General features: G+C 56.8%; 30 protein-coding genes and 1 tRNA gene. 28 read left to right on the top strand and 3 right to left on the bottom strand.

Annotated elements, in window-relative coordinates; genetic code table 11:
* Nucleotides 1-6 precede the first annotated feature (6 nt).
* Entirely contained in the window at nucleotides 7-462 is a 456-nt protein-coding gene (gene tadA / locus RRF64_RS16605; protein WP_422732641.1) for a tRNA adenosine(34) deaminase TadA, read from the top strand.
* Nucleotides 449-886, top strand: coding sequence for a potassium channel family protein (locus RRF64_RS16600; protein WP_323847042.1), 438 nt, complete (start codon nucleotides 449-451; stop codon nucleotides 884-886). The genes tadA and RRF64_RS16600 overlap by 14 nt, the downstream gene beginning before the upstream one ends.
* 23 nt (nucleotides 887-909) lie before the next feature.
* Here the strand turns inward: RRF64_RS16600 and RRF64_RS16595 are convergent, their stop codons facing one another.
* Nucleotides 910-1,974, bottom strand: a complete 1,065-nt coding sequence (locus RRF64_RS16595; protein WP_323847041.1) for a glycosyltransferase family 25 protein — start codon at nucleotides 1,972-1,974, stop codon at nucleotides 910-912.
* Between the two features lie 568 nt (nucleotides 1,975-2,542).
* Here RRF64_RS16595 and RRF64_RS16590 point away from each other — a divergent pair.
* The 22 genes from RRF64_RS16590 to RRF64_RS16485 all read left to right on the top strand — a co-directional run bounded on the left by RRF64_RS16590 (nucleotide 2,543) and on the right by RRF64_RS16485 (nucleotide 19,659).
* Complete coding sequence (locus RRF64_RS16590) at nucleotides 2,543-3,739, top strand: multidrug effflux MFS transporter (RefSeq protein ID WP_323847040.1); 1,197 nt, start codon at nucleotides 2,543-2,545, stop codon at nucleotides 3,737-3,739.
* Entirely contained in the window at nucleotides 3,739-4,383 is a 645-nt protein-coding gene (locus RRF64_RS16585; protein ID WP_323847039.1) for an SOS response-associated peptidase family protein, read from the top strand. Before RRF64_RS16590 ends, RRF64_RS16585 begins: the two co-directional genes overlap by 1 nt.
* A gap of 153 nt (nucleotides 4,384-4,536) precedes the next feature.
* Entirely contained in the window at nucleotides 4,537-4,710 is a 174-nt protein-coding gene (locus RRF64_RS16580; protein ID WP_323847038.1) for a hypothetical protein, read from the top strand.
* A 9-nt stretch (nucleotides 4,711-4,719) separates the two neighbouring features.
* On the top strand, nucleotides 4,720-5,280 hold the full coding sequence (locus RRF64_RS16575; protein WP_323847037.1) for a hypothetical protein: 561 nt from the start codon (nucleotides 4,720-4,722) through the stop codon (nucleotides 5,278-5,280).
* Nucleotides 5,281-5,594: 314 nt separating this feature from the next.
* Nucleotides 5,595-6,278 carry a hypothetical protein gene (locus RRF64_RS16570; protein ID WP_323847036.1) on the top strand — a complete coding sequence of 228 codons (684 nt, stop codon included), beginning with the start codon at nucleotides 5,595-5,597 and terminating at the stop codon, nucleotides 6,276-6,278.
* Nucleotides 6,279-6,393: 115 nt separating this feature from the next.
* Nucleotides 6,394-6,864, top strand: coding sequence for a hypothetical protein (locus RRF64_RS16565; protein ID WP_323847035.1), 471 nt, complete (start codon nucleotides 6,394-6,396; stop codon nucleotides 6,862-6,864).
* A gap of 91 nt (nucleotides 6,865-6,955) precedes the next feature.
* Nucleotides 6,956-7,435, top strand: a complete 480-nt coding sequence (locus RRF64_RS16560) for a hypothetical protein (RefSeq protein ID WP_323847034.1) — start codon at nucleotides 6,956-6,958, stop codon at nucleotides 7,433-7,435.
* 53 nt (nucleotides 7,436-7,488) lie between these two features.
* Nucleotides 7,489-7,767 (top strand): hypothetical protein, encoded by a 279-nt coding sequence (locus RRF64_RS16555; protein WP_323847033.1) that lies wholly within the window; start codon nucleotides 7,489-7,491, stop codon nucleotides 7,765-7,767.
* Between the two features lie 45 nt (nucleotides 7,768-7,812).
* The gene (locus tag RRF64_RS16550) at nucleotides 7,813-8,514 is read left to right on the top strand and encodes a hypothetical protein (protein ID WP_323847032.1); all 702 of its coding nucleotides are present in this window, start codon (nucleotides 7,813-7,815) and stop codon (nucleotides 8,512-8,514) included.
* A 191-nt stretch (nucleotides 8,515-8,705) separates the two neighbouring features.
* Entirely contained in the window at nucleotides 8,706-9,782 is a 1,077-nt protein-coding gene (locus tag RRF64_RS16545) for a hypothetical protein (protein WP_323847031.1), read from the top strand.
* Nucleotides 9,783-9,902: 120 nt separating this feature from the next.
* Nucleotides 9,903-10,145 carry a hypothetical protein gene (locus RRF64_RS16540; RefSeq protein WP_323847030.1) on the top strand — a complete coding sequence of 81 codons (243 nt, stop codon included), beginning with the start codon at nucleotides 9,903-9,905 and terminating at the stop codon, nucleotides 10,143-10,145.
* 68 nt (nucleotides 10,146-10,213) lie between these two features.
* Complete coding sequence (locus RRF64_RS16535; RefSeq protein WP_323847029.1) at nucleotides 10,214-10,708, top strand: PH domain-containing protein; 495 nt, start codon at nucleotides 10,214-10,216, stop codon at nucleotides 10,706-10,708.
* 606 nt (nucleotides 10,709-11,314) lie between these two features.
* Entirely contained in the window at nucleotides 11,315-12,565 is a 1,251-nt protein-coding gene (locus tag RRF64_RS16530) for a tyrosine-type recombinase/integrase (protein WP_323847028.1), read from the top strand.
* A complete protein-coding gene (locus tag RRF64_RS16525; protein WP_323847027.1) occupies nucleotides 12,565-13,224 on the top strand; it encodes a hypothetical protein in 660 nt (219 codons plus the stop codon). Before RRF64_RS16530 ends, RRF64_RS16525 begins: the two co-directional genes overlap by 1 nt.
* 110 nt (nucleotides 13,225-13,334) lie before the next feature.
* The gene (locus tag RRF64_RS16520; RefSeq protein ID WP_323847026.1) at nucleotides 13,335-13,520 is read left to right on the top strand and encodes a helix-turn-helix transcriptional regulator; all 186 of its coding nucleotides are present in this window, start codon (nucleotides 13,335-13,337) and stop codon (nucleotides 13,518-13,520) included.
* On the top strand, nucleotides 13,517-14,077 hold the full coding sequence (locus RRF64_RS16515) for a hypothetical protein (RefSeq protein ID WP_323847025.1): 561 nt from the start codon (nucleotides 13,517-13,519) through the stop codon (nucleotides 14,075-14,077). The genes RRF64_RS16520 and RRF64_RS16515 overlap by 4 nt, the downstream gene beginning before the upstream one ends.
* On the top strand, nucleotides 14,074-15,429 hold the full coding sequence (locus RRF64_RS16510; RefSeq protein ID WP_323847024.1) for an AAA family ATPase: 1,356 nt from the start codon (nucleotides 14,074-14,076) through the stop codon (nucleotides 15,427-15,429). The genes RRF64_RS16515 and RRF64_RS16510 overlap by 4 nt, the downstream gene beginning before the upstream one ends.
* A 410-nt stretch (nucleotides 15,430-15,839) precedes the next feature.
* A complete protein-coding gene (locus tag RRF64_RS16505) occupies nucleotides 15,840-16,190 on the top strand; it encodes a hypothetical protein (RefSeq protein ID WP_323847023.1) in 351 nt (116 codons plus the stop codon).
* Nucleotides 16,187-17,602, top strand: coding sequence for a hypothetical protein (locus RRF64_RS16500; protein ID WP_323847022.1), 1,416 nt, complete (start codon nucleotides 16,187-16,189; stop codon nucleotides 17,600-17,602). Before RRF64_RS16505 ends, RRF64_RS16500 begins: the two co-directional genes overlap by 4 nt.
* Before the next feature lie 37 nt (nucleotides 17,603-17,639).
* A complete protein-coding gene (locus RRF64_RS16495) occupies nucleotides 17,640-17,960 on the top strand; it encodes a hypothetical protein (RefSeq protein ID WP_323847021.1) in 321 nt (106 codons plus the stop codon).
* Nucleotides 17,957-18,517, top strand: coding sequence for a hypothetical protein (locus tag RRF64_RS16490; RefSeq protein ID WP_323847020.1), 561 nt, complete (start codon nucleotides 17,957-17,959; stop codon nucleotides 18,515-18,517). The genes RRF64_RS16495 and RRF64_RS16490 overlap by 4 nt, the downstream gene beginning before the upstream one ends.
* 155 nt (nucleotides 18,518-18,672) lie before the next feature.
* The gene (locus tag RRF64_RS16485; protein WP_323847019.1) at nucleotides 18,673-19,659 is read left to right on the top strand and encodes a hypothetical protein; all 987 of its coding nucleotides are present in this window, start codon (nucleotides 18,673-18,675) and stop codon (nucleotides 19,657-19,659) included.
* A gap of 27 nt (nucleotides 19,660-19,686) precedes the next feature.
* On the opposite strand, the gene RRF64_RS16480 is transcribed toward RRF64_RS16485, so the two are convergent.
* Nucleotides 19,687-19,926, bottom strand: coding sequence for a helix-turn-helix domain-containing protein (locus tag RRF64_RS16480; protein WP_323847018.1), 240 nt, complete (start codon nucleotides 19,924-19,926; stop codon nucleotides 19,687-19,689).
* 134 nt (nucleotides 19,927-20,060) lie between these two features.
* Here RRF64_RS16480 and RRF64_RS16475 point away from each other — a divergent pair, with 134 nt between their 5' ends.
* Nucleotides 20,061-20,345 (top strand): hypothetical protein, encoded by a 285-nt coding sequence (locus RRF64_RS16475; protein WP_323847017.1) that lies wholly within the window; start codon nucleotides 20,061-20,063, stop codon nucleotides 20,343-20,345.
* A gap of 93 nt (nucleotides 20,346-20,438) precedes the next feature.
* Here the strand turns inward: RRF64_RS16475 and RRF64_RS16470 are convergent.
* Nucleotides 20,439-20,525: transfer RNA gene (locus RRF64_RS16470), tRNA-Leu, on the bottom strand.
* Nucleotides 20,526-20,681: 156 nt separating this feature from the next.
* Between RRF64_RS16470 and queA the strand changes: the two genes are divergently transcribed.
* From queA to secD, 3 genes are all read left to right on the top strand, one after another.
* A complete protein-coding gene (queA, locus tag RRF64_RS16465; protein WP_323847016.1) occupies nucleotides 20,682-21,722 on the top strand; it encodes a tRNA preQ1(34) S-adenosylmethionine ribosyltransferase-isomerase QueA in 1,041 nt (346 codons plus the stop codon).
* A gap of 64 nt (nucleotides 21,723-21,786) precedes the next feature.
* Complete coding sequence (gene tgt / locus RRF64_RS16460) at nucleotides 21,787-22,905, top strand: tRNA guanosine(34) transglycosylase Tgt (protein WP_479691303.1); 1,119 nt, start codon at nucleotides 21,787-21,789, stop codon at nucleotides 22,903-22,905.
* 226 nt (nucleotides 22,906-23,131) lie between these two features.
* Nucleotides 23,132-25,000: a protein translocase subunit SecD gene (secD, locus tag RRF64_RS16455; protein ID WP_323847014.1), complete on the top strand. Its 1,869-nt coding sequence runs from the start codon at nucleotides 23,132-23,134 to the stop codon at nucleotides 24,998-25,000.
* The last annotated feature ends 7 nt before the right edge of the window (nucleotides 25,001-25,007 follow it).

The following is a 25,007-nucleotide window of genomic DNA, read 5'->3' as shown; positions in this document are numbered from 1 at the left end:
TTATTTATGGCAACCCCGAGAGATTACACTTTTATGCGGCGCGCGCTGGAGCTGGCGGAAATCGCCGGCGAACGCGGCGAAGTGCCGGTAGGCGCAGTGCTGGTGCACGAGGGGGAAATTATCGGCGAGGGCAGCAACCGGCCGATCGGCAACTGCGACCCCAGTGCCCACGCGGAGATCATCGCCCTGCGCCGCGCGGCGGAACATCTGCAGAATTATCGCCTGCCGCAGACCACCCTGTACGTGACCATCGAACCCTGCACCATGTGTTTCGGTGCCATGGTGCACGCGCGCGTCGGCCGGCTGGTGTACGGCGCCGCCGAGCCCCGCGCCGGTGCCGTGGAGAGCCGGCTGCGCCTCGGCGAGGCGGGCTTCTTCAACCACAGGATTGCGCTGGAAGGTGGTGTGATGGCGGAGGAGGCCGGCGGCCTGGTCAGGGAGTTTTTTCGTGGACGACGCTGACCTGCTGATCGCCTTCCTGCTGAACAGCCTGCTCGTCGCCGCGACAGTGGTGATCCATCACGAGTCCCTGAACGGTCTGTTTCGCCTGGGGCAGAAGCTGTCCCTCAAGCGCAATTTGGCGGTGTTGACCGGCGTTTTCGGCGCACTGCTGGCCCATATTGTGGAGATCTGGCTCTTCGCGCTCGGTTATTTCTTTATGGTGCATTCGGAGCACTTTGAAACGCTGACGGGCAACTTCGACGGCAGCCTGATCGACTGCGCCTACTTCTCCTTTACCACCTATACCTCGCTGGGCTTCGGCGATATCGAACCCATGGGCCACCTGCGTTTTACCGCCGGACTGGAAGCGCTCACCGGGCTGATGATGATCACCTGGACCGCATCTTTCATGTTTCTGAAAATGCAACGCTTCTGGCAATCCTGAGTTCGCCGCGCCGCAACTGCCGGTCAGGGTCTTATGCGGGCGCTGCGCCCCGGGCGCTGTTTCGGCTTGCGCGCCGGGTAGAAATCGCGCGCGTGCCGGCGCAGGTAATAGTGGCGCCCCAGGCTCCGCCAGAGCTTGCCGAGCGGGTGCAGCCAGTAGAGCCAGGGGGCGACCCTGTCCCGGCCCGCATTGGATTTCTCGATGCTCGATGTCTGCTCCATCTCCCACAGCAGGTGCGGCTCGACGCCGTAGAGGTGCAGGTCGAACTGCCAGAAGTGATCGAACATCTTGTCGATGGGTTCGAAGATGCGGCTGCCGTGTGCCAGTACCTTCTTCATGCCGGCGCGGTTGATGATGTAGCCCTGGGTGCCGCACCAGCCGCGCTCCGGCCGCACCAGCTGGTGCGTGCCGTCGGCGAGCGGCTGGATTTCCTTGCGCTTGCGGATTTTCAGGCCCATCAGGCGCACCATCTCGATATCCTCCGGCAGCCGCTCCAGTTCGGCCAGCACGCTGCCGAAGTCGGCTTCCAGGCACACATCGTCCTCGAGGATACAGACCCGCTCCAGGCCGGATTCATAGGCGCGGCGTATTGCGCGCAGGTGGGCCAGATAGCAACCCACTTCGGAACTCTTCAGCTCGCACAGGTGGCGCCAGCGGGTGGTGGCATTCGCCAGTCGCTCGCCGGGCTCTAACTGCGGCATACCGGCGCGGCCGTCGACGCCGGCGATGGTCTGCGCCGGCAGCCCTTGTTCCTGCAGGGAATCCATCAGCGCGCGGGTCCGCTCGCCCTCCGGATTCAGGGTGATCACCCAGCAGGGTGTGGTGGCGATAAAGGGATTCGCATCTGCCGCGGGGCGCAGCAGTGTCGGCCGCTGGCGCCGGCGCGGTGCGGCTGGCTGCGGTCTGTCCTCGGGGCGGGACTGGTGCGCGGGTTCGGGGCCTGCGGCTACCGCGAGCAGCTGGCCGCTTGGCACTCCTCTGACCCAGGTCTTTTGCAGCAGGCTGCGCAGACTCTGATTGTGGGGGAGCACCAGCTCTTTAACGAGTTTCCGGACTTTATCAAAAGTGCGATGCAGCGACCGGCTCATCTGCGCCCCCCGATTTTCGTGCAATGGGCGGCACTGCCGCTGCAGTTGTACAGGGGCGTCGCTGTGGGAATTTGTCCCCTAAGCATGAAGATCACCTTAATCTGCAATTCAGTCACCGCTATCCGCGGTCGACAGATCCAGCGATTGCTACTGAGGTCCGTGATCGAGCAAAACTTATCGGCCGGGCCGAACTTCCCTGTATCTGGATACTAATGATTGACTTATTGGTCTCATGGGCCTCCGCAGGCGGTCGGGAGACCTGCGCTACCGGAAGTGCTGAGTGAGGCACGCGCCGCGAGGAAAGCGACACAGATCCCCTACACCGTCAAATTATGTTTCTGCACTTTACCCAAGTCCCGGAGCTTAACACCAACACGGATGATCTGATTGGTAATGCTTCAATTTTTGCAAAATTGACCCATGAACTGTAGGCACGGCAGAAACGCGACCCAGAAAGCGGCCTTGGTGCCGGCAGCTATCCTGTTAGAATCCCCGGTTCACCCCTGGTAGCTCACCCGTGAGAAGATCAGGCCGCGCGGTAGTTTGGTAGAGGCATTGGAAGGCAGTTATGAAGTCGGACCTGGTCAGGATGGCAATGATTCTCGGGCTCTTGAGCTGCGTGGGCCCGTTTGCGATCGATATGTACCTGCCGGCGCTGCCGGCGATCGCCGCGAGTCTGGACGCGCCGGTGGAGGCGACCCAGTACACACTGATGTCCTTTTTCGTCGCCTTCGGGCTCTGCCAGCTGTTCTACGGCCCGGCCTCGGATATGTTCGGGCGCAAGCCGCCGCTGTATTTCGGCCTGGTACTGTTTGCGCTGGCGTCCGTCGGCTGCGCTCTCGCCCCCAGCATCGAGTGGCTGGTCGCGCTGCGTTTTGTGCAGGGCGTGGGGGCCGCCTCGGTGATGTCCATCCCGCGGGCGGTGATCCGCGATCGCTACACCGGCTCCGAGGCCACCCGCCTGATGACCACGGTGATGCTGGTGATTTCCATTTCGCCGATGCTGGCACCGCTGGCCGGCAGTGCGCTGATCGAACCTTTCGGCTGGCCTTCGGTATTTATTGCCGTGGCACTGGCCACTGTCCTCAGCCTGATACTGGCCGCGACCGGGTTGCCGGAGACACTGCAGCCGGCAGATCGCGTGCCTTTCAAATTCAGCGCCATGACCCGCGCCTTCGCCACCCTGCTGCGCGACCCGGGTTACATGGGGCTCACCGTGATCGGCGGCATGGGCATGTCGAGCTTTTTTGTATTTCTGTCCACGGCGTCCTTTCTCTACACCGGCCACTACGGCCTGACGCCCACCCAGTTCAGCCTCGCCTTTGCGTTGAATGCGCTGGGTTTCTTCACCGCCAGCCAGTTCGCGGCGAACCTCGGCGAGCGCTTCGGCTCGGTAGCGGTGGTCAGATGGGCGGTGAGCGGCTTTGCCGCCAGCTCCGTATTGATGCTGGGCGTGATCGCCGCCGGTTTCGATGATTTTTCCCTGCTGGTGGTCATGCTGCTGACCAGCAACGCCTTCCTCGGACTGGTGATCCCTACCTCCATGGTGCTCTCACTGGAAGAGCACGGCCCCATTGCCGGCACCGCCGCGGCCCTCGGGGGTGCAGTGCAGATGCTGCTGGGCGCAGTGGCGATAGTGATTGTCAGCCTGGTGTTCGACGGCACGCCGCTGCCGCTGGTGGCGGCCATCGCGCTCTGTTCGGTGCTGGCGCTGGCTATTTCAGCCTTGACGCTGCGCGGTGCAGAGCAGGTCGCGGTGACCTGATGTGCAGCGTATTCGATGTAGACGACCACGCGGGCATTGAGCGCTTCCTGGAGATCTACGGCGTGCACCACCCGCAGCGCATGATCTTCGGACGGCGCCGCCGCCCTACCCAGCAGGTCTCCATCGTCACCGCGAGAAGCGGCGAGGCGGAAATCGAAAACGCCATCTGGCATCTGTACCTGGAGCGGGACGGCGATAGCTGGAAGCCGCACCGCAAGTACTGGTCGATCAACAGCAACTGGAAAAAGCTCGGCACGCGGCCCGAATACCGCAAGTCCCGCTGCCTGATTCCGGCGACCGCCTGGGTGGAAAGTCAGGGCGGCAAGAACCCGGTGGAGTTCAGCTACGGCGAGCCGTTTTTCTTCTGTGGCCTGTACAAGACCTGGGGCGACCTGCTCAGCTGCTCCATCATCACTCTGGATGCCCATCCGGCGACAAAAAAATACCACGAGAAATCCCTGCCGATGATCGCGCCGGCGGATGCGGATTTTGTCGAGCGCTGGCTGGCAGGGGGTGAAAGCACCGAAGGATTTGAACCCTATCTGCACCCGGATATCGAGTACGATGGCAAAATGCTGACGGTGCAGCCGGTGGTCAGGGCGACTTCGACGGAATATGCGGGAGTTAAAGTCAGCGTCGAGTGAACGTTGCGGGCGCTGTTGTGCATGAACCCGGTCGGACTGATCGCGTCGGCATTGCCGATGCACTCCAGCGGGCGCCTTCGGCGTCCCAACTGCTGCGCTTGGTCGAACCGAGAGCCGGTCTCGTCGGATAACAGTCTGCCAATTTTCCGCAGTGTGGCACTGGCCAACGCCGGTACCGAGCGCGGCGCGCTGGCATTGCCAGAACCGGGCACGGTGGTTGAATTGCCCTTTGCCTTTGGCCAGTCGGATCAGCCCTTTATCCGCACGGTGTTGAGTCGCGGCCTGGGCGTGCCGGCGCTCGATCGCGAAGAACAGCTGTGGCAGTAGAGTGAAGCGGTGCGGCAAAAGATCGACGCGGCCGGCCACTGGCTGCGCGAAACGCACGGCAATATCACGGAAGATTCCCTGCGCCGCATTCTGTCAGCGGCGCAAAATCTGGAAGACTACGGCACCGAACGCAAACAGGTGCGCGAACACTCCCTGGAAGAAATCGCCGCTGCCAAGATCATCGAAGCCCTGGGCGCGCTGCGGCTGCTTACCGGCGGCAGCCTGAACCTGTCGGCCCTGGATAATCTGAACCTGACCACGGCGGCCGATATCAACAGCACCGCCGGGCGGGATCTAAAAGAGCGCGTGGGCAACGTGCGCGATTCCCTGGCAGCGGTGCAGCAATCGGTGAAGGTGAAAGACGGCGGCACCGTGTGGCTGGGCAGCGAATCGCTGAATGTGCTGCAGGTGCTGGCGGATCTGATCGACATTGTGTCGTCATTGGCCAATATTCTGGCAGGCCACACCCACGCGAGCCATGGGGCGCCGCCGGATCAGCAGGCGGGTATTGGGGAGCATCAGGGCGATGCCAATGCGCTCAGTGCCTCCCTCAGCTCTCTGATTGATTAATTAATCACCAATAATTGGCCTGCTCGTATTCGAAGCTCAGTGGGATGATGCCTAGTATCCCGGTGATTATGTACCTAAGTGGCTGGATTTTTGGGAGGCGTAGATCTGTTCGGCTTGTAGTAACAACTCTGCTATGGGAAAGTGATCGTTATATGTACAGTTTCATGAAATTTGATGTAATTTGAATTCTCTTGATTAATGATAACTTTTCTTGAAAGATTGATTGGTTGTTCCCTCCGTATTAGGCGATACGGATATAAAGAATTTGTAGTTTAAGCAACCTATCATATTTAAGTATATCCAAAGGAATGATCATGAAATATTTAAAGTACCCACTTTTTGCAATGCTCGTTATTTTGTTGGCAAGTTGCGTTGGCAATCAGGTTGGAATACAAAAACATACTGGATTTGTGGAGCTGCCAAATCCCAGCAATATTTATACTTCCGGACAAATTGTGGAGATTTATTCGTCGCCAAGAAAAGTTGAGGTGGCATTTGATCCGCAAATCCCATGGGATTTAGCTAGCACCTCAAAAGGGTGGGATATTAGTGTTGAAGAAACCAGTAATATTAGATCTAAATTTGAATCTGAAATTAGTAAAATCTTATCAGCTGGAGCGTCTTATAATTCGAACCAGAGAATTCAGGTAGAATTTACTGACACCAAAACAAGTTTAATTCCCAAAAATAGAATTTTCCGTGCAATTGATGAGGCTATAAATAATGACTCATCACTGAGGCGGCAATTGCAAGCCTATATGAAAGATGGCACTCATTTTGATGTTATTACCCAGACTTTGAATGCTACAGTTTCCTTTAAGGTGATTGATGAGTCTAATCAAGAGATCACAATTGATTCTGAAGTTATCGAGAAGCTAAATTCAGAATTCAAAGTAGATTTTTCTCGCGAAATTGGGTCAAATCGTGTTGTTTCAGGTAAAAACGTAACTGTTGGGATTCACTACGATCCCAAAATGATCTCCTTATTAACAGAATAAATATAGCAAGCGCAGGCCGTTTTCCCAGCTCCTAGTGGTGGGCAAAATGGTGTGCGCTACGCTTCGGCCGCTCCTACCCCGCTGCAGGTATTATAAGTAAAGGTAAGGGGATTCCATGATTTGGGTTGCGATAATTATAGGAATAATATTGATATTCATTTTTCCCAAGCAGATGGGAGTACTAGGTGCAGTTGTGGTTGGAGGTATGGGAGCAATTTACCTATATCTACAGGTAGATGAAAACTCTAAGAGACGAGATCTTGAAGCAGTATCAATAGTTGTGAAATACGATACATCAATCTGCTCTGAAGAATATCCAATAGCTATAAACTTCAAAAATGGTAGCCGAAAGGTTGTAGAAAACATAAAGTGGAATATTGGTGCATACAGGCCAGGTTATAGCGACAATATCGTAAACTACGGTTCATACGGTGGGGAGTACTCGACGCCATATGAATCGCACAAAATTCTTGCTCCAAATCAGACATTTGGTGTCTGTTATAAAGCGCCATCTTTAAAGCTTGGTGTTTCACCAAATACAGTGAATTGGAGTATTGTGAATAAATACGTAGGCTTTGCACAGTAAGGTTCACAGTAAGGCCAAGCGTCATCGCACATTTTATGCGTTGGGCCTCGCTACGCTCTGCGGGTGTTGCCAACATTAAGTAGTATGAGTCATGAGTAAATACGAAATTCTAAATACGATTCTTTCTGGTTTGGCGATACTGGCGTCAGTAGTTTCTCTCTCTAGAAGCAAAAAAACTTCTGAGAAGCTAATTGAGCTTGAAAATATTCATGCGGAACTAAGTCAAACACAATTGGCAAAAATTGCTGAAGATAAAGCTAATTCAAAGAAAGCGGATTTAAGAATAAGTCTGCAGAAACACGATGGTTCGTATAAATTTTATATAGAAAATCTTGGGCCTGCAAAAGCCGAGAATATTTATTTTAATCTTAGGCAGGGAGATTTTTCAAATCCAATAATCGGAAGCGAGTACAGTGAAAAAATTCCTTATGAAATTTTAAACCCAGGTGATTATTTTACCATGCATGCTGTGATTGCTCTTGGCGGTGGATATCCATCTTTTCCGATTACTCTACGCTGGGACAATGAAGATCAATCACGTTCCACAAAGGATTTTCAGGTGTCTTTGTAAAATGCATCGCAGATAACGGCGACGGGCGTGGTTTTGTAATTGAGGGTTAGGTATTGAAAACGCAATTATATAATGAAGAGTTTTCATCTGTAAAAGACACTCTGCTTCACAGTGCGCTTCTGGCAAGGATGAGATTGCAAGCATCTGTGGTCGGTTTGATGGGGTTTATAGCATTCATCATCTTGATTGGGGAATGGAATAATATTGGGTTGGTAAATTGGCATCTATTAGCGGTAGCTTTCCCTTTGCATATTGTTTACAAGGATAGGTTGTCTGTAATAAGGGCTGAAATGAACTATTTGCGAGAAGCGGGGCAAAGGTCATTCAGTTGATGATTCGATTCTATGGGATAGTCGTGATAGCTCCATGAGGAGAATATGGAAGAACTATTGAATAATGGATGGGTAGTTGGAGTCGGTGGTGGTGTACTAAGTGGCCTTATCGTAGCTTGGCTAACCAGAACCTTATTTTCTAAGAAAGACCAGCGGGAACTGGCCATCAGCATTGGTACGGCCAACAAAGAAATTCTGTATGCTATCCGTCCAGAAATTTCGGAGAATAGCCTTCCTTCCACAGAGGTAATTGAGGCGTTAAGGAACGCGACCGCTAGAAAATATAAGGTTGAAGTAGAGAGGCTGCATGGCACGGCACAAATAGTAGAAGACCTTATTAAGGAAATTATGGACTCTAGTTTTATATCCTCTTCCTCAAAGAAGGGGTATTGCGAAGCACTTAGTACGTTAATTCAAAAAGAAACCAAGGAATTACAGGCAGATATCATAGATAGAGAAGCTTTTGTGGCAAGGGTTGAATACAAAGAGAAAATGACCAGCCTCCTATCAATGACGCTGGGAACCATAGTGGCATTGGGGACAATGCTCTCGTTTATTAAAGGAAGCTTCGAGAGTTCTACTTTATTCGGGAAGGTTGCCGACTCTGTTTTTCCCATGATTCTAGTAATTTTCTCGGTAATGCTGGTAATGACGGCCATGCAAGTAGCCTTGAAGCTGCGTCACAAGCGTATTCGAGCAGAAAATGGAATTCCGATTGATGAAAGTTTTAGCAATCACGTTAATTAGGTCTCCTGTAACTTCGCATCAATGACTCGTGCTCTAAGGCAGTGAAATTAAAAGATCAAAGGAGCCCGACCCCATTGGTCTTCTGAGTTGTAAAATTGGTCGTTCGAAGAAACATCTAGATTCAGTTAAAGGTAGTCGTGCAACAATCTCATAAACACCATTATGTTCCCGAGTGGTATCAAAAGAGGTTTATGCTTAACGGGCAGACGGCTTATTACCGGCTGGATTTGTCCCCGGAGCGCATAATTACACCTGATGGAAGGGAAGTTAAAAAAGGCGAAGTTCTTGTAAAAGGTCCTGGCAAGTTTTTTTTCGAAATAGACCTGTATACAACCAAATACTTCGGTGTTGAGAATGACGATATCGAGAAATATCTGTTCGGAAGAATCGATACCGATGGTTCGGCAGCCGTTGCAGCGTTGTCATCTCAGAACTGGATGCGGGAGATTCACGATCATATCTTAAATTATTATGAATACATGGATGCCCAGCGTTTACGCACACCCAAAGGGCTGTCATGGTTGATAGGGCTTGTTAAGCCAAAAAATTACAACGATCTCCTTATTGGAATGCAAAAAATTCGCCGAATGCACTGCACAATGTGGGTAGAGGCTTCTATGGAAGTTGTAAGTGCTGGTAATTCAGATACAAAGTTCGTAGTTACTGATAATCCCGTGACACTATACAATCCCGCTTTCTATCCTGGAAGTAAGCAATGTAAATTCCCGCATGACCCCGGCATTCATCTTAAAGGCACTAGAACAATTTTCCCGCTAGACTTAAATCACTGCGCCATACTAACTAATATTGAATATGCGAGGAGTCCCGGAAAGTTAAAAGCTGGAAAGCCCAGAACAAATCCGAGGTATTTCGATAATACAATTGCCAATTATGACGATATTATCCGTGAGCGGGATTTAGATGAACAACAAGTTTTGGCGATAAATTATATTCTGAAGTCAAGGGCAAAAAGGTATGTTGCGGCTGCCAGAAGAGATTGGCTATTTCCCGAGAAAGGCCTAAAGAAAAAGGATTGGGCGACTCTGGATAGGGTTTTCATATCAAAAAGTGTGAAGTTACTTGGGCGAGGCAAGGAGATATTCATAGGAGGGGCGGATGGGCGTTTGATCGCTACTCAGGACGAGTTTGGGAGGAAGCCTAAGTCAAGAAAAGAGTGGAATGAAAAGGAAAAACAAGTGCAAGCTATGCATGATCATGTAATGAAACTATTGCGCAGGGAAAAGGAGTCCAAAAAAACCAGCCAGTAGAATGCAGTAAAGACACGCCTCTGCTCTAGCGTTAAAAGCTCGTTAAAGTGTCTGCTGCTGGATTGGCATTCTGCCGTCTTCTTGTCCTGTACTGTATAAATAGACAGTATAGGACAACTCATGAAAGCGAGACAGATCATTGTGGACGGCGAGCCGGTGGAGATCCGGCGCGTGCGCGCTGCCACCGACCGCCAGGCAGCCATGTATGAAATCTTTTTTCCGAACTTTGAGCGCCTCTATGGCGCGCGCTACCAATGGCCCATCGGTCGGGAGTGGCGCAAAGAGCTGATGGACCGACTGGCGATGTTCCGCGCGATCGAAGCGAATATGAATTGGCTGGCAAATCGGCACAATTCACAATAGTGTCATTGGACGCGCGCGGCGGATTTCTCCTAGTATCTGCTGCCATTAATACCGCAGGGAGAAATCCAATGGCCAAGGAATCGAAACACGTTATCCACTTTCGACAAGCGCACGCAAAACCCGGTGAGGGGATCCAGGCGTGGGCGGAAGGCTATATAGGCAAAGTGATGGGGCAGGGCGCCGAATCGCAGAAGAATGGCACGCTGATGGTTTCGCAGCATCGCGTGATATTTTGCCGCAAGGGAATGTTGGGGGAAGTGCTGGAAAGCATCGAGCTGGACAAGATTTCTTCTATCGATCGCAGATCCCGCCTAGGTCATTACACTTTGCGCGTTCATACCAGCAATGATTCCCTGGAATTTAAAAGCCTGGATAAAGAGCGCGACCAGGCACTGGCTGCCGCGATCGATGCGGGCCGCCAGCGATCCCAGTCAAAGCCAGCGGAGCCTGCAGCGGAAGACAGCCTGGCCAAGCTGGAACGCCTGGCAAAATTACGCGATTCGGGCGCAGTAAGTGACGAAGAGTTCCAGGAAGCGAAAAAGCGATTACTGGCCAATATCTGAAACACTGACCACCAATTAAAAAGCCGGGCGCAATCCCGGCTTTTGTGTTTATAAATCCAACACCCGCAGGGGCAAAATTCACTCCTCCCCACGCCTGCCGATTTCCGGCGCCTTTTTGATCAGTGAAACGGCCTATCCGCGACCAGTCCCAGGCCACGCGGCCTTCCACCAGGTGCCCAATTTCATGTGGTGAATAACTTGGAATGGCAGCGATGGATCTGTGCATTGCCCAAAAGCGGGGAGCGTCAGCAGCTGCGCGCATTTCCTGGGGATGCAGTGCAATACAACGTGGAGAAAGCGGCGTTGACACAATGTTGACACTTTGGCGGATCTTGGCAGCACAAATAGCCAGCGCCAAAAAACAAAAAAACCCGCGAAAGCTAGAGCTGGCGCGGGTTTGGATCTGGTACCAGAGGCCGACGCCGCGGCCGTGTCTCATCTTTTCTCGTTTTGTTTCGTAAAAGCCCTTAAAACAAGCCTTTTTTTATTTTTCCGTGTTTTATCTTGTCTTATCCGATTCTATGTAATATCTTGCTTTATGTTGGGTATGTGGTTGGGAAATAGTTCGGGGACGAATTCGGGGACGAATTTTGACAGGAGGCTGAGATGCCAAAGAGGGCTCCCGCGCTCACAGACAGACAGGTCAAGGCGCGATCAAAAAAGGTAGGGTTTCACTCGGTGGGCGGTACCGGCTCGGAAGGCCTGGCGCTTCAGGTTAAAAACGAGCAGTCGGCCTCCTGGGTTCTCCGGGTGGTGATTCACGGCAAGCGCCGGGACATTGGTCTGGGGAGCTATCCGCTGGTGTCCCTGGCAATGGCCCGCTCAGCCGCTATGGACATGAAGCGCAAGATCCTCGAGGGAGCGGACCCGGTAGCCGAGCGAAAGTCGGCGCGCTCACGGCGCCAGGCCGAGCGGGTGGAGTCTGTCACTATCCGCAAGGTTGCCGCGGACTATGTGGACAAGAAGGGCAAGGACTTTAAGGGCAAGGATGTAGCCAAGCGGATTGGCAAACTACAGAACCAACTTGAGGCCTACGTTTTTCCCGTCATTGGCTCCATGCTTCCGGCTGATGTGCAGCTGGCTCACGTCAAAGAGATCCTCAAGCCCATTTGGGAGAAGAAGACCGACACGGCCAACCGGGTGCGGCTCCATGTGGAGGGCATTCTTGACCTGGCCACAGTGGAGGGGCTGCGCAAAGACGCCAACCCGGCGCGCTGGAAAGGCTACCTAGAGAAGGTATTGCCGAAACCCTCTAACGTGCGCAAGGCTCGCAATCGGGCCGCACTCCCTGTTGACGATATGCCCGGCTTCTTCGCCTCTCTGCGAGAGCGTGACGGCGTTTCCGCCCGTGCCCTGGAGTTTACCATTCTGACCGCGGCCCGGCCGGGAGAGGCCCGCGCAGCGCGTTGGGATCAAATCGACCTGGACGCCAAAACCTGGACGATCGACGGCGGCGAGATGAAAGAGGGCAAAACCCACGTTGTCCCGCTCACCGATGCCGCTATCAAGCTCATCAAGTCCATGCCCCAGCTCGGGGAGACGATATTCCACGGCCCTCGCTCCCCGCAGATCAGCGACGTATCCGTTAGCAAGATGGCCAAGAGCATTGGCGGGGATATAACAGTTCACGGCTTCCGCTCGACTTTCAAGGACTGGTGCCGCATTCACACCGCCTATGACGATGAGGTGTCAGAGCTGGCCCTGGCCCACGTTGGCACAGACCGCACCCGGGCCGCATATGCGCGGGATTCGCTGCTCGATAAGCGCCGCCAACTGATGGCGGAATGGGAAAATTACTGCTCCCGCGGTGAAGTGCCGCAGGGTGCCAAGGTGGTCAATATCGGAGGCCGTCGCTGATGGATAAGAGATACAGGTATGAAAGCTGGGAAACGTTCGTTGCTTCGCAGGTTCCGTTAAAGGAGTACACCGCTGAGCAAGTATCTGCGGCAGTTGAACAGATGAACAATCCAGATCTGGATGAGTTTTTGAAGTACCAGCGCGGGCAGCTATGGCTGGCGCAGCTAAACAATCTGTGGGAGGACTCGGAACTGCCCCCTGATTGGAAACAGTTCAAATATGCCGTAGACCGGGCGGCGTCCGCCACGGTTTCTGGCGACACGTCTGAAATAGCCCTAGCGTTCTATCAGCTGGGCCAGGCCGCCGGCCAGCTCGAGAACGAGATGATAAAAGAGGCGATTGTGCCGGCCCTCCTAGTTCAACAGAGAGAAGCAAAAAGAACCAGGAAGCAGGACGAGCGAAATTGGTGGAAATCAGCGGCGTCTAAGACGTTAAAGGAGTGTGCACAGAGAGAGGCTGTCGCCCTTTGGGAGCTGGACACAGAGCAGCTAATCAGAATTGGAGAAATGTGCGAGCTAGTATACAAGAAGCTGTTAACAGCCACACACGGGCATGAACTGTACGGCTATTTGCCCGGCAGCCCCGAGGGCATAAAAGCTTGGTTAAGGCCGGTCGCGCCCGCTTACGCCACAAAAGCGGGTCCGCCTAAGAGGAAATAATCATAATCGGCGTACGCTAATCATAATTGGCGTACGCGCTCCAAATTTAAGGTGTCTGCTATATGTGAATAATGGGTTGTGTCTTAATCAAACATGAATAGGCACAACCCATGCAGATGCAGCCTCAATATTTCTCGGATAGAACGCTCGCAGCTCGCTACGAAGTGTCACGCGCGACAATCTGGCGCTGGACAGCGAACGAGCAGATCCCCAAGCCTGTAAAAATCAACGGATCCACCCGCTGGCGTCTCTCAGATATTCAAGCCTGGGAAGCTAAGCAGGGGGGCGCCGCATGATGCGGCCAAAAGAAAACCCGCGAGCGGTGGCGGCCGCAGGCGGGTTTCCAAGTCACTTTCATCAGCCCAAGCATTATAGCCCGTCCGCAGCGCCCTTTGACAAGGTTGTGGCGACAATTGCCGATGTTCGATTCATTGGCAAGAACAAGGTCCGCGGACGGTGCCCCATCCATGACGGACGCTCGCTAGAGGCAACCGAGTACGATTCCGGCAAGGTCGGGCTGCGCTGCTGGGGTTGCGGGGCTGACTACCGCGACCTCTGCCAGGCGCTCGGGCTGCACGTCCGCGACCTGTTCCCCCATGACCCCACCTGGAAGCCGGAACCCAGCCGCCCGCGCGCCAATCTCGAGCTGCGCGAGCAGTTGAAGCTGGATGAGCACCTGGTATTCGTTTTCCTGGACGATCCCCGACACCCGCTGTCCGCTGATTTGAACATGGTCGAGCAGGCTATAAACCGGCTGCGGAAGTATGACCCTGGATTCTTCGACCGGGCGATGTGGGTTTACCGGCCAGGCGATGAGCAGTTCGGCCGGCTGTACGTGGAGGATCGCGCATGACGGAAGCATATGCACCGCCGTTGATACAGCTGACTCCGGCCGATTCTGTAGTGTGCCGCCCGATCCGGTGGGAGTGGCCTGGATACCTCGCCAGGGGAAAGCTCCACATCCTGGCCGGTTCCCCTGGCACCGGAAAAACCACAATTGCGCTGGCCATTGCTGCCGTTAATACCCGAGGCGGGCAGTGGCCGGACGCCACTATGGCGACTCCGGGCAATGTTCTGATCTGGTCGGGCGAAGATGATCCAGCGGATACCCTGGTGCCGCGTCTGCGAGCAGCTGGAGCAGATTTGAGCCGCGTGTTTATCGTCGGTGATGTGCTCTCTTGTGGCGAGCAGCGAGCCTTTGATCCGGCTGTCGATTTGTTGACGCTGGAGCGGGCCGCGGAAGAGATTGGGGACATTTCCCTGATGATTTGCGATCCGGTCGTGTCTGCGGTTGCCGGCGACAGCCACAAAAATACGGAAGTGCGCCGGGCGCTTCAGCCAATCGTAAACCTCGCCTCTCGCCTTGATTGCGCGGTACTCGGCATTTCTCACTTCAGCAAGGGCACTGCCGGCCGCGATCCTACCGAGCGTGTAACTGGGTCCATAGCGTTCTCAGCGTTGGCGCGCGTTGTGATTGTTACAGCTAAGGGCGAAGACGGCCGGCGCATCATGGCGCGGGCAAAATCGAATATCGGCCCGGATGGTGGCGGCTTCGCGTACAGCCTCGAGCAAGTGGACATTGATGGTCTTAGCGCGAGCCGTGTTACCTGGGGGCAGCCATTAGAGGGAACCGCACGAGAGTTGCTCGGCGATGCGGAGGATGAAAGCTCGCCGCGCGATGAGGCTGCGACATGGCTTGAGGAACTGCTGTGGTCCGGCCCCGTCCCCGTGAACCAGATCAAAGCGGAAGCCAATGGCGCCGGCACCAGCTGGCGAACAGTGGAGCGGGCGAAGGCTGAGCTAGGCGTTATCGCCGAGCGGATCAGCGACGGGAAGGGCGGCCGCGGGTTTTGGCAATGGAGAATTCCCGACAACACCGACAGCAGTAAGGCCGCCAGTCTCACCTCAAAATCTGGCGGTCTTGTTGGAGATGAGGCACCACGCGGGATTCAAGCCGCTGATAGTAACAAGTCCGCCACCGACAACACCGCCACGGCCAAGGCCGCCAATATCTGCAACACCGCCACCAATAATCAGGGTGTGTCGGTCTTGTTGGAAGCTAGTAACACCAAGGGTTGTAGAGAGATTGGTGGTGCAAGGCCGCCAAATTATGAGAGTGGTGATCTTGTGGCGGTCTTGGCAAACCCTGTCTGCCCAAGGTGTGCGGGTGAGGGCTGCCAGCACTGTTTGGGGGGTGCGGCATGAATCGGCCATTGACGCCCACGGAGCATTTCTATCAGTCGGTTTTTACTGGTCCGGTATCCGAGCCCAGCGCGAAAGTCTGGCATGTGGAATTGGATGGCCGGCAGATAACGGTAATTGATCCCGATTGGCTTTCAGTGGAGGAAATGCAGTCTTCGCTTTGGTTGAAATTTGGACGGGAGAGAGTGGGGAAAGTGGAGGAGATGGGATGCGATTAAAAGTGCCTATTTTCGCCCGCTACCCTGCAGATTTTGGCCGGTTTGGGCCCTCACATAGGCTCCAAAGGTTTTCCGGGAGCCGTTTGCTGGTGCGGGCTAGAGCTGATGCGGGTTTCCGGTCGGTCTGATGTTCAAACAACCTACCCAACATAAACAGAGATTTTGCGGAAATTACTAGGGAGATAAACGCCAGATATGAGCAAGAAGCAATGCCCACCAGCCCGCTATCAACCCGATTGGCTGGCCAGCCTGGATAAGCGCACGGCCATAGCGCAGACGCTGGCCAACCGGCACCAACAGCTGTGCGATGACTTGGGCGGTCTGGACCAGCTCAGCTACCAGCAGAAGGCGCTGATTGACCGGGCGCTGTTCCTCGAATTCCACCTGCAGCAGGAGGAGGCAAAGCTGGCCACAGGTGCGGAGTTCGACAGCGGTAAGTGGGTGCAGGCCTGCAACGCGCTCAATGGCCTGTTTAGCAAGCTGGGGCTGCAACGCCAGGCAAAGGTGGTCCCGGCCCTTGAGACCTACATAAGGGGGAGCAAATGAACCTATTAGAAGCTGTGGCAGATCCCAACCTGTTCGCGGATCAATTCGGGGGAGACTCCTGGGCAAACTGGCGGGCGCTCCTGGGCGGCTTCTACGGCCTGCCGCTGGACGAAACCCAAGCCGCTGTATTCCATGAGCTGACCAACCGCACGCCGGTCCTGAGCCCGTTTGGTGAGCTCTGGCTGGCTATCGGCCGGAGGGGTGGCAAGTCCAACGCTGCCGGCCTCCTGGCTGTGTTTGAGGCCTTCTTTAACGACTACCGGAGCAAGCTGGCGCCGGGTGAGGTGGCCACGGTAATTATCGTCGCGGCTGACCGGAAGCAAGCCCGCTCAGTGATGCGCTATATCCGCGGCCTGATTGAATCCTGCCCCATGCTGCAAGCGATGGTTGTCCGCGATGGTCAGGAGTCTATCGAGCTGGTGAACCGCTGCGTTATCGAGGTGATGACGGCCACACACAGAGGCATCCGCGGTTACACGGTGTGCTGCGCGATCCTCGATGAGATAGCGTTCTGGATGGTCGATGGTGCGAGCCCTGACCGGGAGATTATCAACGCCCTGCGGCCCTCTCTGGCCACGCTGAATGGCAAGCTGATTGCACTGTCCAGCCCATACGCGCGCCGTGGTGTGCTGTGGGAGTCCTACCGGCGCCACTTCGGATCCGATAGCGCCCGCGTCCTGGTCGCTCAGGCGCCCACGCTGACGATGAATCCAACCCTGGATGAGTCAGTGGTTGCCGAGGCCTACGAAAACGATCCTACGGCCGCTGCGGCTGAATACGGGGCACAGTTCCGCACCGATGTTGAGGGTTATGTGACCGTGGAAACCCTGGACCGATGCACCCGCCCGAGCCAACTGGAGATCATGCCCGACAGCCGCTCCACCTATACCGCCTTTGTCGATCCTTCCGGGGGCAGTGCCGACGCCTTCACCCTGGCCATTGCCCATCAGGATAAAGACGAGCGGGTAATCATTGATTGCACCCGCGCGGTGAGACCTCCGTTTAGCCCTGAGTCCGTTGTTGATGAGTTCTGCAAGCTGCTCAAGACGTACCGCATCCGCGAGGTGCGCGGGGACGCATACGCGGGTGAGTGGCCGCGGGAGCAATTCAACAAGCGCCGCATTAGTTACATCAGGTCCGACAAGAACAAGTCCGAGCTGTACAAGGATCTGTTGCCATTGCTGAACAGCGGCAATATCGAACTACCACCGGACAACCAGTTACACCGTGAATTGCTGGGGCTGGAGCGCCGTACTACTCGAGGCGGACGCGACAGCATTGACCACGCGCCGGGCGCACACGATGACCTGGCCAACGCAATTGCGGGCGTTGCCAATTTCACCGCAAAACCCAAACCCGCCATGAGCATTAATCTAGGTTGGGCCGCCATTGGGCCATGCACTCCCTACTGAAATGACGAAATGGCTTATTAAACCGAAGGAGAGAACCATGAACGATCCACAGCTCTTGGTGTACGGGCGGTTAATCAGAAAGCCGGAAGAGAGGACCGACGTTAACGGCAAACCATATACCACAGCGCTTATGCTCACTGAGCAGAGTGGGCGAGAACTTAGGCTTTCTGTTATCAGCCGCGTCCCTCGAGTTTGCTTTACGTTGCAGGACATGGAATCCGGGGAGGCTGTTGCATTGAGTGGGCCCCTGGTGATTCACGACGACGAAAACGGATCGCCAAGTGCGCTAGGAATTAACGCGCGTCGCATACTTTCAAATCATCGAACCAAGCGAGAAAAACAGGAGATTGAACTATGAGCGAGAAAACACCAGAACAGCAGGAAATAGAGTCCCTGCGCACCCACAACGCGGAATTGCTGGCGGACCTGAAAAAGGTTCGCAAAAAGGTAACCGAGCTGACAGAGCAGGTGGAGGCTCTCAGCGGTGAACGGGATTCTGCAAGTGCCGAGTTGCAGAAAATACAGCTAGACGGCCCTGTCGCTGCGATGCTTGAGCGCGTGTCGATGCTGCCGGAGTATTTTTTGAATGAATTCAAAGCTCGCGGGTATCAATTCCAGCTGGAAGACGGCGAGGTCGTGATTCGGGACAGTGAGGGGGCGCCGGCAATGGTAGGTGAAACCGCGGGCGGCGATGTCACGATGCGCGAGGCTAAATTTACCGAGGCGGATGTTCGGGACTTGGTGCTTGAGGATTGGCTCCCGAAAGAGAAGAAGTCGCCCCATGTGGCCCGCTTTGAAAGCCTGGTTATTGGCTCCCGGGCGAGTGGCGGCGGCGCTGGCGGGTCAAGCAGTGGCGGCAGTCTCCCAAGAAGCCCGACAAAAACAGCGGAAAGGTTAAACACCGGCCTGCGCTGAGGTATAATGCGGGTGTCGCACAAGGCTCTGTGGGCTGAGTGCGGCACCCCCCCGCCCCGTGGGCACCATAGAACCGAATTCGCCATTGTATGGCACCGCGCTCGGCTAGTGGCCCTGCTCGAATCAAATTTATCTCCTGATTCGAGGAAATTATCATGGCAGTTACTCAGTTGGCGGACGTTATCGTCCCCACAGAATTCACCCCTTACATTGTCCAAAACACCTTTGAAAAAACCGCGCTCGCAATGTCTGGCGTAGCCGCACGCAATTCGGTTATTGACCGCCAATTGCAGGCCGGCGCTGATAGCTTTGGCGTTCCCTTCTGGAATGACCTGGGCAACGATGAGGCCAATTTGGCGAGTGATGATCCCGATACTCACTCCACGCCCAAAAAGATCAACGCGGGCAAGCAGACAGTCCGCAAGAGCTTCCTGCACCAATCCTGGAGCGCGATGAACCTCGCAAGCGAGCTGGCCGGCAGCGATGCCCTTGCCCGCATTCAGAACCGCGTGACGGCCTATTGGGAGCGCCAGTTGCAGCGCCGAATTATCGGCTCTTTGAAAGGCATCCTGGCCGATAACGAGGCCAATTATTCCGGGGATATGGTCCTCGACATTTCAGGCCTAACCGGAGGCGCGGAGCTGTTCAGTGCGGCGGCCGTCATCGACGCGACCGCTTCTCTCGGGGACAACCTGAGCGCTGTGAGTGCAATCGCCATGCACAGCGACGTTTACCGCGCGGCTCTCAAGAACGATCTGATTGCCACCATTACCGACTCTCAAGGTCGCAACTTTCAGACCTTCCGCGGCCTGGCAGTGATCGTAGACGATGGCCTGGCACCGGCCGTGGACGTTTACCTGAGCGTTCTGTTTGGCCCCGGTGCAATCGGTTACGGTATGGCCGGGCCGAATATCGCCGCTGGCACTGAGATTGAAAACATCCCGAGCGCCGGTAGCGGTGGCGGCCAGCAGGTGCTGCACAGCCGCATGAACATGGCTGTGCACCCTGCAGGCTTCGCCTGGAAGGAGGGCTCTGTTGTGGCCGACTCTCCCAGCCTGGCGGAGTTGGAGGTTGCGAGTAATTGGGATCGGGTGGTGGAGCGTAAAGCTGTGCCGCTGGCATTCCTGCGCAGCAAGGTGTGATTGTGGGCGGCGGGGGAGACTTCGCCGCTATTCCTCAAAAACTATCTGAACTACGTCCTCGCCCTCAAACCGGATCCGGCCACTGCTAATAAAGGCGTTGTATACGGCCTGGATATTCTCATCTCTTGCGCTCGGTACGCCGTCGCCTCTCTCCATCCTCTTGATTGTCATAGAGGATACTCCGGATTGCTTCTCCAGATCCGCAATCGACCACTTCAAAATCCCTCTGGCGGCTCGCATCTGGGCGCCACTCACTAAGTCCGTCATGCCTGTATCCCACAAGTTGTGAGTCTTTATTATGCCACAAGTGTTCTAAATTGTTTCACTTTCGGCTAGAAGTGGTCTATATTGGAACACTCTGGCAAGGCCAGGAGCACAACCTACAATCTGGGGATACTTCTATGAGCAAGAACGCGACAATTGCCGCAGTAAATGACTACGTGATAGCTGATACACCGGAGGCGGTACTGGACACGGCCAGCGCCGGGCCCGCGATGTACATGGATGCTATGAGCTGCAACCTGATCCGCATGAGGGCCATTGTGCAGTTGCTGATGAGCGAATTTAACGAGCCAGACGGCGACCGTCTGAATGATGAGCAGATCGCGGCCGCACTGTGGGCGGTTGATGGGCAAATCGAAACCATGGGCAAGCTGCTCGACCTGACGTGTGCCGCGGATAGGTAAATATAGAAGGATGATTTAGCGGGTGCCGGTAGTTGGCATTTATGTTGGGTGCCGCTGGAAATGCCCGCTAAGTTATTGATTTGTAAGGAATCTTGGTACCAGAGGCCGGACTCGAACCGGCACGCTTTTAAGGGCGGGGGATTTTGAATCCCCTGTGTCTACCAATTTCACCACTCTGGCAGCGGCTCGAGGCAATGTTGCTTTGGCGCCTCGGCGAGGTGGTCGATTATAGCGATGGGCGGTGACGGGTCAACCGGATTTGGCGGCGGGGCGGCTTTCCGTTACTCTTCGCGGCCCCACAGACTAGCTGAACGGCTGACCGCCTAAACTGATGCCATGCGCCGCCAGGATTTCCAATTCGACCTGCCCGATGAACTGATTGCCCGCACCCCCGCAAAGGAGCGTCGCGGCAGCCGTCTCCTGTGTCTGGACGGTCCCAGCGGCAGCATCGAGCACCGGCAGTTCGCGGAGCTGGCGGACCTGGTGGAGGCCGGTGACCTGCTGGTGTTCAACGATACCCGCGTGATTCCGGCGCGGCTGTTCGGGCGCAAGGCCAGCGGCGGCAAGCTCGAGATTCTGATCGAGCGGGTGCTGGACGAGCACCGCGCCCTGGCGCACATCCGTTCCAGCAAGTCGCCCAAGCCGGGCAGCGAGATACTGCTGGAAGACAGTACCTCTGTGGAGATGGTGGCGCGCCACGAGGCGCTGTTCGAGCTGCAGTTTCCGCGGGAGGGGGTACTGCCGGTGCTGGAACGCCTCGGCCATATGCCGTTGCCTCCCTATATAGACAGGCCCGACGAGGCGTCGGACCGCGAGCGTTACCAGACCGTCTACAGCCGCGCGGCCGGCGCCGTGGCCGCGCCCACCGCGGGGCTGCACTTCGATGAAGAGATGCTGGATGCGCTGCGCAGCAAGGGCGTGGAGACCGCTTTCGTGACCCTGCATGTGGGCGCCGGCACTTTCCAGCCGGTGCGGGTCGACGACATCTTCGAGCACCAGATGCACAGCGAGGTACTTAACGTACCGGAGTCCGTGTGCCGGGCGGTGGCGGACTGCCGCGCCCGCGGCGGCCGGGTTATCGCCGTCGGCACCACCAGCGTGCGGGCGCTGGAGAGCGCTGCGGCAAGTGGCGAGCTGGCGCCGACGGTGGGGGAGACGGATATCTTTATCTATCCCGGCTACAGCTTCCGCGTGGTGGATCGACTGATCACCAATTTCCACCTGCCGGAGTCGACGCTGCTGATGCTGGTGAGCGCCTTCGCCGGTTACGAGCAGACTATGAACGCCTATCGCGAGGCGGTGCGGGAAAAGTACCGCTTCTTCAGCTACGGCGATGCGATGCTGATCAGCCGCAACCCGGAAGTATTCGGCTGGTGATCGAGCAACCCATCTTCGGAAACCGGACAATTTTCAGGAGCGCCCCTTGAGCCGCCAGTGCTTTATGCAGTTTGAATTGGACAACAGTGACGGCAAGGCCCGCCGCGGGCGTCTGCGCTTTCCGCGCGGCGTGGTCGAGACGCCGGCCTTTATGCCGGTGGGCACCTACGGCACCGTAAAGGGCATGCTGCCGCGGGACGTGGAGGCGATCGGGGCGCAGATCATTCTCGGCAACACCTTCCACCTGATGCTGCGCCCTGGCACTGAGGTGGTGAAGGAGCACGGCGATCTGCACGACTTTATGCAGTGGCACGGCCCTATTCTGACCGACTCCGGCGGCTTCCAGGTATTCAGCCTGGGGGAATTGCGCAAGATCACCGAGGAGGGGGTTTCCTTCCGCTCGCCGATCGACGGCAGCCCGGTGTATCTGGATCCGGAAGAATCCATGCGCGTGCAGCGGGCGCTGGGCGCGGATATCGTGATGATCTTCGACGAGTGCACCCCTTATCCGGCCACCACCGACGAGGCGCGCAAGTCCATGGAGCTGTCCCTGCGCTGGGCGGAGCGGTCGAAGCGGGCCCACGGCGACAGCCCCTCGGCGCTGTTCGGCATTGTGCAGGGGGGCATGTACCCGGAGCTGCGCGACATCTCCCTGCGCGGCCTGACCGAGATCGGTTTTGACGGCTATGCCATCGGCGGCCTGTCGGTCGGCGAGCCGAAGGAAGACATGATCAACGTGCTCGACCACCTGGCCCACAAGATGCCGGCGGACAAGCCGCGCTATTTGATGGGGGTGGGCAAGCCGGAGGATATCGTCGAGGCGGTGCGCCGCGGCGTGGACATGTTCGACTGCGTGATGCCGACCCGCAATGCGCGCAACGGCCACCTGTTCACCGCCGAGGGCGTGGTGAAAATCCGCAACGCCAAGCACCGCCACGACACCGGACCATTGGAGGCGGGGTGTGACTGCTATACCTGCGAGAATTTCTCCCGCGCCTATCTACACCACCTGGACCGCTGCGGCGAAATCCTCGGTTCCCAGCTGAATACCATCCACAACCTGCGCCACTATCAGCGCCTGATGCAGGGGCTGCGCGACGCGATCGCCGCCGGTGAGCTGGACGGCTTCGTCGCCGAGTTCTACCACCGCCTGGGGCGCGAGGTGCCGCCGCTGGCGCGTTGATCCTGTGGGAGCCTGCCCTGCAGGCGATAAGTTCCCGGGCGGCCACCGGCTATCGCCTGCCGGCCAGGCTACCACCCCTTCGATTTGTACCCACCTGCGATCCCCGTATAATCGGCCCCCACTTGGGGGCTGCTGCGCCTTGCAATCCGCCATCGGCGCCCGCATATCCTCCGACATTGCCAAGATTTACCGGCCCACGAGGCCGCACTAGAACAATGAGAGCAGCATGAATCGCTACCCCGTCTGGAAGTACGTCCTGATTCTCGCGGTCGTGGCCCTCGGCCTGATCTACGCCGCGCCCAACCTCTACAAGCCGGATCCCGCCGTGCAGATTTCCGGCCAGTCCAGCGCCATGGAGGTGGGGCAGAGTGTGCTCGACCGCTCGCAGAAGGCCCTGGATGACGCCGGCATCGCCTATATCGGCGGCGAGGTGGGGGAAAAGGCCGTGCTGCTGCGCCTCCAGTCGATGGAGGACCAGCTGCCGGCGAAGCGCGCGATTCAGGAGGCCCTGGGCCACAGCGACTATGTGGTGGCCCTGAACCTGGCCTCGACCACGCCGGAGTGGCTCAGCAATCTGGGGGCCAGCCCGATGAAGCTGGGCCTGGACCTGGCCGGCGGTGTGCACTTCCTGATGGAAGTGGACACCAACACCATCGTCAAGACCAACATGGAAGGCTACGCGCAGGACGTCAAAGCCAAGCTGCGCGCAGCCAAGGCCCGCTACCGCAGCGTGGATCTGGTGGACGATCGCGAGATCGTCGCCCGCTTCCGCGACGAAGCACTGCGCAACCAGGCCGTCTCCACCCTGCGCAAGGAATTCCCGCAGCTGCAGCTGACCGAATCCGGCGGCGGCGACAATCTCGAAGTCCGCGCGACCCTGGCCGAGCAGGAGATCAAGCAGCTCGAGGATTATGCGGTCACCCAGAACCTCACCACCCTGCGCAACCGCGTCAACGAGCTGGGCGTGGCCGAGCCGATCGTGCAGCGCCAGGGGCGCAACCGCATCGTCGTGGAGCTGCCGGGGGTGCAGGATACCGCCGAGGCCAAGCGCATCATCGGCAAGACCGCCAACCTGGAATACCGCATGGAGGCCCGCCCGGACGAGCTGGTCACCAACAAGGAGTATTTCGAGTACCGCAGCGAACAGCAGCGCCAGATGTATGGCGGCGCCTGGCTGGAGCGCAAGGTGATCATCAAGGGCGACCGCGTGACCGACGCCCGCGTCGGCTACGACGAGAGCGGCTTCCCGCAGGTGAACATCACCCTGGATTCCCGCGGCGGTGAACTGATGCACCGCGCCACCTGGAAGAACGTCGGCCGCCGCATGGGCACCCTGTTTATCGAGAGCCGCTTCGTGCCCGAGACCCAGGTGGATGCCGAGGGCAACGAGACGGTGGTGCAGGTGCGCACCGACGACAAGAAGATCATCAGCCTGGCGACGGTGCAGAGTGCACTGGGTCGCCAGTTCCGCATCACCGGCCTCGACAGCCCGGCGGAAGCCCAGGAACTGGCGCTGCTGCTGCGCGCCGGTGCCCTGGCGGCGCCGATGTATTTCGTCGAGGAGCGGGTGATAGGCCCGTCCCTGGGTGCCGACAATATCGAGGTGGGCGTCAAGTCGGTGCAGATCGGCCTGCTGGCGGTGCTTGTCTGCATGCTGCTGTTCTACCGCGTCTTCGGCCTGGCCGCGAATATCGCGCTGGCGGTGAACATGGTGCTGCTGGTAGCGGTGATGTCGATACTGGGCGCCACCCTGACCCTGCCGGGCATTGCAGGTATCGTACTGACCGTGGGTATGGCGGTGGACGCCAACGTGCTGATCTTCTCGCGAATACGGGAGGAACTCAGAAACGGCATGCCGCCGCAGTCGGCAATCACTGCCGGCTTTGACAACGCCTACAGCACCATCGTCGATGCCAACATCACCACGCTGATCGTGGCGGTGATCCTGTACGCGATCGGCTCCGGCCCGGTGCAGGGCTTTGCCGTAACTCTGTCCATCGGCATCCTGACCTCCATGTTCAGCGCCATCATGGGCACCCGGGCGATTATCAACTTGTTCTACGGCGGTCGCCGTGTACAAAAACTCTGGATTTGAGGGAGTT

Source organism: Microbulbifer magnicolonia (genome assembly GCF_035117725.1).
Taxonomy (GTDB): domain Bacteria; phylum Pseudomonadota; class Gammaproteobacteria; order Pseudomonadales; family Cellvibrionaceae; genus Microbulbifer; species Microbulbifer magnicolonia.
Note: the sequence above shows the minus strand (reverse complement) of the source record. Positions and strands in the feature narration are given on the sequence as shown.